At 71.1% G+C, this 7,656-nt stretch carries 7 protein-coding genes and 1 riboswitch; of the genes, 6 read left to right on the top strand and 1 reads right to left on the bottom strand.

Going from position 1 to position 7,656, the window contains the following annotated elements:
- Positions 1-888 (bottom strand): M23 family metallopeptidase (locus tag ABZ945_RS21030; RefSeq protein WP_361271548.1); only part of this gene is annotated, 888 nt, incomplete at its 3' end.
- 252 nt (positions 889-1,140) lie between these two features.
- Between ABZ945_RS21030 and rpsB the strand changes: the two genes are divergently transcribed.
- From rpsB to rlmN, 6 genes are all read left to right on the top strand, one after another.
- Entirely contained in the window at positions 1,141-2,067 is a 927-nt protein-coding gene (gene rpsB / locus ABZ945_RS21025; protein WP_361271545.1) for a 30S ribosomal protein S2, read from the top strand.
- A 195-nt stretch (positions 2,068-2,262) separates the two neighbouring features.
- A complete protein-coding gene (gene tsf / locus ABZ945_RS21020) occupies positions 2,263-3,099 on the top strand; it encodes a translation elongation factor Ts (RefSeq protein WP_248636158.1) in 837 nt (278 codons plus the stop codon).
- Positions 3,100-3,258: 159 nt separating this feature from the next.
- Positions 3,259-4,023, top strand: a complete 765-nt coding sequence (gene pyrH, locus ABZ945_RS21015; protein ID WP_361271543.1) for a UMP kinase — start codon at positions 3,259-3,261, stop codon at positions 4,021-4,023.
- A 248-nt stretch (positions 4,024-4,271) separates the two neighbouring features.
- The gene (frr, locus tag ABZ945_RS21010; RefSeq protein ID WP_361271541.1) at positions 4,272-4,829 is read left to right on the top strand and encodes a ribosome recycling factor; all 558 of its coding nucleotides are present in this window, start codon (positions 4,272-4,274) and stop codon (positions 4,827-4,829) included.
- Positions 4,829-6,043 (top strand): phosphatidate cytidylyltransferase, encoded by a 1,215-nt coding sequence (locus ABZ945_RS21005; protein WP_361271538.1) that lies wholly within the window; start codon positions 4,829-4,831, stop codon positions 6,041-6,043. The genes frr and ABZ945_RS21005 overlap by 1 nt, the downstream gene beginning before the upstream one ends.
- A 268-nt stretch (positions 6,044-6,311) precedes the next feature.
- Complete coding sequence (rlmN, locus tag ABZ945_RS21000) at positions 6,312-7,421, top strand: 23S rRNA (adenine(2503)-C(2))-methyltransferase RlmN (RefSeq protein ID WP_361271535.1); 1,110 nt, start codon at positions 6,312-6,314, stop codon at positions 7,419-7,421.
- Between the two features lie 106 nt (positions 7,422-7,527).
- A riboswitch (TPP riboswitch) is annotated at positions 7,528-7,637 on the top strand.
- The last annotated feature ends 19 nt before the right edge of the window (positions 7,638-7,656 follow it).

Raw genomic sequence — 7,656 nt, 5'->3', positions numbered from 1 at the left:
CGACCTGCGCCGGGCCGCCGTCGACTTCCGGACGAAGATCGCCGAGGACGACAAGTGGCGTGAGGACCTCGACCTGGTCGAGGAGAACAACGACCCCCGCCACACCCCCTGCAGCACCCCCCACCTCACCCCCCGCCCCACCCCTGCCGGCATGGACAGCGGGCCCGCCTGTGGCAGCAGTCGGGAGGGTGGCCTGCGCAGCAGGGCGGCGGGTAGCAGGGCCAGCGGGTTGAGGTAGTGCGGGCCCTGCCGCAGGCCCCAGTGGAGGCAGCCGGCCGCGCAGTGCGAGCGCGCACTGGTGTCGACCACCGCGACGGTCTCGCCCGCTGTCACCACGGCGCCCTTCTTCACCAGGGGCCGAACCGGTTCGTAGGTGGTGCGCAGCTGCGATGGGGGCGACCCCGAAACGACACCGGCGCCGTCGACAGTGCCCGCGCCCGCGCTCGCGGTCAGGGTGATGGTCAGGACTCCGCGGCCGCCGACCTGGCCGGCGAAGGTGATGTGTCCGGCGGCTGTGGCGCGCACCGGGGTGCCGGGCGGTGCCGCGAGGTCCACTCCTCGGTGGCCCGGTCCGTAGGGGGACGCGGGCGGTTCCCAGCCCCGCAGGAGTGGGGGCCGCGGTGGACCCAGCGGCCAGACCGCCCCGGGCACCGGCACCGGTGGATCCGGCGGATCGTGCGGCACCAGCGGTATCGGCACCGGCGGATCCGGCGGATCGTGCGGCACCAGCGGTATCGGCACCGGCGAATCAGGCGGCCGGTCCGGGACCGGTGCCAGGGGCGCGGCCGTGAAGGCAGGGCCTCCGGGAAGGGCGCCGCCCGGGGCGGGCGAGGCGCTGGCCGTGGTGGCCAGCAGAAGGGCGATGAGGTGCGTTGCCGTGCTGTTCATGTACGCACTGTGACGCAGGAAGCGCGCTCCGCGCTGATCTTGGTGGGGGGCTGTGGACGGGCGGGCGGTTGTGGACAGCGCCGTCACCCGGGGGTGTCGAGGTCCCGTACACTTCTTCTGGCGATCCGGGCCACCGGGTCGACTTCGCACGCCCCGCCACCACTGTCACCAGTCGTGGTAGCGCTCTTCGGTCCTTCGAGGCGCAGCGCGCCGGGGCGTCAGGACAAACCGAGAAATCAAGGAGATACGGCCATGGCCGTCGTCACGATGCGGGAGCTGCTGGAGAGCGGCGTCCACTTCGGTCACCAGACCCGTCGCTGGAACCCGAAGATGAAGCGCTTCATCTTCACCGAGCGCAACGGCATCTACATCATCGACCTGCTCCAGTCGCTGTCGTACATCGACCGCGCCTACGAGTTCGTCAAGGAGACCGTCGCGCACGGCGGCTCCATCATGTTCGTCGGCACCAAGAAGCAGGCCCAGGAGGCCATCGCCGAGCAGGCGACCCGGGTCGGGATGCCGTACGTCAACCAGCGTTGGCTGGGCGGCATGCTCACCAACTTCTCCACCGTCTACAAGCGCCTTCAGCGTCTGAAGGAGCTTGAGGCGATCGACTTCGAGGATGTGGCCGCCTCCGGCCTCACCAAGAAGGAGCTGCTGGTCCTCTCCCGCGAGAAGGCCAAGCTGGAGAAGACCCTCGGTGGTATCCGCGAGATGCAGAAGGTGCCGAGCGCCGTCTGGATCGTCGACACCAAGAAGGAGCACATCGCCGTCGGTGAGGCGCGCAAGCTCCACATCCCGGTCGTCGCGATCCTGGACACCAACTGCGACCCCGACGAGGTCGACTACAAGATCCCGGGCAACGACGACGCGATCCGCTCCGTCACCCTGCTCACCCGCGTGATCGCCGACGCCGTCGCCGAGGGCCTCATCGCCCGTTCCGGCGTCGCGACCGGTGACTCGAAGCCGGGCGAGAAGGCCCAGGGCGAGCCGCTCGCCGAGTGGGAGCGGGACCTGCTGGAGGGTGACAAGAAGGCCGACGAGGCCGAGAAGCCCGCCGAGGCCGAGAAGCCGGCTGAGGCCGAGCAGGCCGCCGACGCCGAGAAGGCCGACGAGGCTGAGAAGCCCGCCGAGACCGAGGCGCCCGCCGCCGAGGCCCCGGCCGCCGAGCAGGCCTGACGCCCGGGGCTCCGGCCCTGAACCCGAGGGCGCCGGGCCGGCGGTGAGCCGGCCGGGTGCCCGGGGGACCGGACGGCGGCAGCCGCCGGACGCGGTCCCACGGATTCGGAGTGGACGGCGGAGGCCCACGAAGCCTCCGCCGTCCATCCGTCGATCTTCGTAGATCTTCCAGACTTCGAGAGAGATTCACAGATCATGGCGAACTACACCGCCGCTGACGTCAAGAAGCTCCGCGAGCTCACCGGCGCCGGCATGATGGACTGCAAGAAGGCGCTGGACGAGGCCGAGGGCAACGTCGACAAGGCCGTCGAGGCGCTCCGCATCAAGGGCCAGAAGGGCGTCGCCAAGCGCGAGGGCCGCTCGGCCGAGAACGGCGCGGTCGTCTCCCTGATCGCCGACGACAACACCTCCGGTGTCGTGGTCGAGCTGAAGTGCGAGACGGACTTCGTCGCCAAGGGCGAGAAGTTCCTCGCGGTCGCCAACGCGCTCGCCGCGCACGCCGCCGCCACCTCCCCGGCCGACCTGGAGGCCCTGCTCGGCTCGGAGATCGAGCCCGGCAAGACCGTCCAGGCGTATGTGGACGAGGCCAACGCCAACCTGGGCGAGAAGATCGTCCTGGACCGCTTCGCGCAGTTCTCCGGCGGCTACGTCTCCGCGTACATGCACCGCACCATGCCCGACCTGCCGCCGCAGATCGGTGTCCTGGTCGAGCTGGACAAGGCGAACGCCGAGGTCGCCAAGGGCGTCGCGCAGCACATCGCCGCCTTCGCGCCGAAGTACCTGTCCCGTGAGGACGTCCCGGCCGAGGTCGTGGAGACCGAGCGCCGCGTCGCCGAGGAGACCACCCGCGCCGAGGGCAAGCCCGAGGCCGCGATCGCCAAGATCGTCGACGGTCGTCTGAACGGCTTCTTCAAGGACGCCACGCTGCTCGGCCAGCCGTACGCGCTGGACAACAAGAAGTCCGTCCAGCAGATCCTGGACGAGGCCGGCGTCACCCTGAAGCGCTTCGCCCGCATCAAGGTCGGCGTCTGAGCCGGTACGCGCTCGACCCGGGAGCCCGCTAGGGTTTCCCACGTGGACGTCGGCCGCGTGAGCGCCGGACGGCCGCAGATCTGACGAGGAGGCCATTGCCGTGAGGGACACCGCACCCACCGGCAATGGCCTTCTTCGTATGTGCACGAGGAGATCTCCATGAATCAGGGCGCCGCACAGGGCGACGACACATCCGGCAACAAGTCCGGCCGCTTCATGCTGAAGCTGTCCGGGGAGGCGTTCTCCGGCGGCGGAGGGCTCGGCGTCGATCCCGACGTGGTCCACGCCATCGCGCGTGAGATCGCCGCGGTCGTACGCGACGGCGCCCAGATCGCCGTCGTCATCGGCGGGGGCAACTTCTTCCGGGGCGCCGAGCTCCAGGTCCGCGGCATGGACCGGGCCCGCTCCGACTACATGGGCATGCTGGGCACGGTGATGAACTGCCTCGCCCTCCAGGACTTCCTGGAGAAGGAGGGCATCGAGACCCGGGTCCAGACCGCCATCACCATGGGCCAGGTCGCCGAGCCGTACCTTCCGCTGCGGGCCGCGCGCCACCTGGAGAAGGGCCGTGTGGTCATCTTCGGCGCCGGTATGGGCATGCCGTACTTCTCCACCGACACCACCGCCGCCCAGCGGGCCCTGGAGATCGACGCCGAGGCCCTGCTGATGGGCAAGAACGGCGTGGACGGGGTGTACGACTCCGACCCGAAGACCAACCCGGACGCGGTCAAGTTCGACGCCCTGGAGTACGGGGAGGTGCTGGCCCGGGACCTGAAGGTCGCCGACGCCACCGCCATCACCCTGTGCCGGGACAACAACCTGCCGATCCTCGTCTTCGAGCTGCTCGCGGCGGGCAATATCGCGCGGGCCGTGAAGGGTGAGAAGATCGGCACTCTCGTGAGCGACGAGGGCACCCGGAGCTGACCCCGCCCCCCTCGGGGAGCGGGGAGGGGATGGACAAAGGCCTGCCGGTCGGACACCGTGCAGGAACGCAACGCCGCGCGGTGAGCCACTCCGCGCGGCGGGGTGCCGGGTACCGCGGTCGATCCCCTGGTACGCGGCACGGACAGACAGGGACACGCGGGTAACGCCGGGCCCCACCGGGACGCACAGGCGCCACCGACCGACGCCTTTCCACCAGACGATCCACAGACGACACGCAGGAGCAAGTGGTGATCGAAGAGACCCTCCTCGAAGCCGAGGAGAAGATGGAGAAGGCCGTCGTGGTCGCGAAGGAGGACTTCGCCGCGATCCGCACCGGGCGCGCCCACCCGGCCATGTTCAACAAGATCGTCGCCGACTACTACGGCGCGCTCACCCCGATCAACCAGCTGGCATCGTTCTCCGTGCCGGAGCCGCGCATGGCCGTGGTCACCCCGTTCGACAAGAGCGCGCTGCGCAACATCGAGCAGGCCATCCGCGACTCGGACCTCGGGGTCAACCCCAGCAACGACGGCAACATCATCCGGGTGGTGTTCCCCGAGCTCACCGAGGAGCGGCGCCGGGAGTACATCAAGGTCGCCAAGGGCAAGGGCGAGGACGCCAAGATCTCGATCCGCTCCGTGCGCCGCAAGGCCAAGGAGACCATCGACAAGGCGATCAAGGACGGCGAGGTCGGCGAGGACGAGGGCCGCCGCGCCGAGAAGGAGCTCGACGACACCACCGCGAAGTACGTGGCGCAGGTGGACGAGCTGCTCAAGCACAAGGAAGCCGAGCTGCTCGAGGTCTGATGAACGACGCATCCTGGGGGGCCCCGCCGAAAGGCGGTTACTGGGGTCCGCCCGACCAGGGGTTCGACGCCGGGCTCGCCCCGGCCGCCCCGGCGGGTCCCGCCTACGACGGGCGTGAGGCACAGCAGACTCGCCCCATGCCCATCGTGCCCGACTCTCCCGCCGGCCCACCGCCCGGCGGCGACCACGGAGACCAGGACGACCTCGACCACGGCCGTGACCGGGGGACCGCCGCGGGCGGTCCCCCGTTCCGTGCGACGCCGCCCGACGGGCCGCCGTACGGCCCAGGCCACGGCCGGAGCCACGGCCCCGTACAGGGGCAGCCGGCGGCCGGGCAGCCGGGTCCGCCCGGCGGGCCGCCGGCCAAGCCCGAGACCGGGAACCCGTCGCCCGCCAAGAAGCGGGCCGGCCGCGATCTGCGGGCGGCCATAGGCGTCGGTGTCGGGCTCGGCGCCGTGATCCTGGCGTCGCTGTTCGTCTGGAAGGCCGCCTTCGTCGGGGTGGTCGCGCTGGCCGTCGTGGTGGGCCTGTGGGAGCTGACCTCCCGGCTCCAGGAGAGCAAGGCCATCAAGGCCCCGCTCGTCCCGCTGGCCGTCGGCGGCGCCGCCATGGTGGTCGCCGGGTATCTGCGGGGTGCCGAGGGGGCCTGGGTCGCCATGGCGCTGACCGCGCTGGCGATCCTCGTCTGGCGGATGACCGAACCGCCCGACGGCTACCTCAGGGACGTCACCGCGGGCGTCTTCGCCGCTTTCTACGTGCCGTTCCTCGCCACCTTCGTGTCGCTGATGCTCACCGCCGACGACGGGCCGTGGCGGGTGCTGACCTTCCTGATCCTGACCGTGGTCAGCGACACCGGGGCGTACGCGGTGGGCTGGCGGTTCGGCACCCACAAGCTGGCCCCGCGGATCAGCCCCGGCAAGACCCGGGAGGGACTGCTCGGCGCGGTCGGCTTCGCGATGGCGGCGGGCGCGCTGTGCATGGAGTTCGCCATCGACGGCGGCACCTGGTGGCAGGGGCTGCTGCTCGGCCTGGCGGTCGCCGCCAGCGCCACCCTGGGCGACCTCGGCGAGTCCATGATCAAGCGGGACCTCGGCATCAAGGACATGGGCACCCTGCTGCCGGGCCACGGCGGCATCATGGACCGGCTGGACTCCCTGCTGCCGACGGCGCCGGTGGTGTGGCTGCTGTTCGTCTTGTTCGTGGGGTCGGGGTGACCCTCCGGCCGCGAGGGTGACCACCGCCACCTCCCGTAGGCACGGACCGCACGGACTACGGGAAGAGGACGGGATCCCCGGACCGTTACCCTGGAAGGGCTCGCCGCCTCGCGCGGCGGGCCCTTCCGGCCTCGTACGCCGCCGCGCCGGGGCACGGACCGTCCCGGACAGGGGCGCCCCTCGGCCGACCGTCACCACCGACCAACCGCCCCCACCGCCGACCGCACCGGCGCACGCGACGCACCGACGCACCTAGGAGTAGTACGCCATGGCCCCCGCCCCGGGAGAACTGACGTTCGTCGCGCCCCGCGGCGCCAAGAAGCCGCCGCGGCACCTCGCCGACCTGTCGCCCGCCGAGCGCAAGGAGGCCGTGGCCGCGATCGGCGAGAAGCCGTTCCGCGCCAAGCAGCTCTCCCAGCACTACTTCGCCCGCTACGCCCACGACCCGGCGCAGTGGACCGACATCCCGGCCGCCGCCCGCGAGAAGCTGGCCGCCGAGCTGCTGCCCGAGCTGATGAGCGTGGTCCGGCACATCTCCTGCGACGACGACACCACCCGCAAGACCCTGTGGCGGCTGCACGACGGCACCCTGGTCGAGTCGGTGCTGATGCGCTACCCGGACCGGGTCACCATGTGCATCTCCTCCCAGGCCGGCTGCGGGATGAACTGCCCGTTCTGCGCCACCGGCCAGGCCGGCCTGGACCGCAACCTCTCCACCGCCGAGATCGTCCACCAGATCGTGGACGGCATGCGGGCGCTGCGGGACGGCGAGGTCCCCGGCGGCCCGGCCCGGCTGTCCAACATCGTCTTCATGGGCATGGGCGAGCCGCTGGCCAACTACAAGCGGGTGGTCGGCGCGATCCGCCGGCTCACCGACCCCGAGCCGGACGGCCTGGGGCTGTCCCAGCGCGGGATCACCGTCTCCACCGTCGGCCTGGTCCCGGCGATGCTGCGGTTCGCCGACGAGGGCTTCAAGTGCCGGCTCGCGGTCTCCCTGCACGCCCCGGACGACGAGCTGCGCGACACCCTGGTCCCGGTCAACACCCGGTGGAAGGTCCGCGAGGTGCTGGACGCCGCCTGGGAGTACGCGGAGAAGTCCGGCCGCCGGGTCTCCATCGAGTACGCCCTGATCCGCGACATCAACGACCAGGCCTGGCGCGGCGACCTGCTGGGCCGGCTGCTCAAGGGCAAGCGGGTCCACGTCAACCTGATCCCGCTCAACCCGACGCCCGGGTCGAAGTGGACGGCCTCCCGGCCGGAGGACGAGAAGGCGTTCGTGGAGGCCATCGCCGCACACGGAGTCCCGGTCACCGTCCGGGACACCCGGGGGCAGGAGATCGACGGCGCCTGCGGGCAGCTCGCCGCGTCCGAGCGCTGACACTCAGGCTTCCACAGACGTGCTGGCCGAAAACCGTCGGCGAAAGTGACCTAGTACCCTGGGGGCGCGCGGCAGCGACCGCGCGCCACAACTCCACAACAACACCACCATCCGACAGGGGAGCGCCACAGCGCTGAGAGTGCGGCACCGTCAGGCCGCAGACCCTCTGAACCTCGCCCAGGTCATTCTGGGTAGGGAGTTCGGTCACCACTCAAGCTGTTGCGCCCTGCCCGCC

It is taken from the genome of Streptomyces sp. NPDC046887 (assembly GCF_040644755.1).
GTDB classification, from domain to species: domain Bacteria; phylum Actinomycetota; class Actinomycetes; order Streptomycetales; family Streptomycetaceae; genus Streptomyces; species Streptomyces lichenis.
Note: the sequence above shows the minus strand (reverse complement) of the source record. Positions and strands in the feature narration are given on the sequence as shown.

Coding starts and splice junctions, on each gene's coding strand:
- rlmN (WP_361271535.1), top strand. CDS start 6,312: ATGGCCCCCGCCCCGGGAGAACTGACGTTCGTCGCGCCCCGCGGCGCC.
- tsf (WP_248636158.1), top strand. CDS start 2,263: ATGGCGAACTACACCGCCGCTGACGTCAAGAAGCTCCGCGAGCTCACC.
- rpsB (WP_361271545.1), top strand. CDS start 1,141: ATGGCCGTCGTCACGATGCGGGAGCTGCTGGAGAGCGGCGTCCACTTC.
- pyrH (WP_361271543.1), top strand. CDS start 3,259: ATGAATCAGGGCGCCGCACAGGGCGACGACACATCCGGCAACAAGTCC.
- ABZ945_RS21005 (WP_361271538.1), top strand. CDS start 4,829: ATGAACGACGCATCCTGGGGGGCCCCGCCGAAAGGCGGTTACTGGGGT.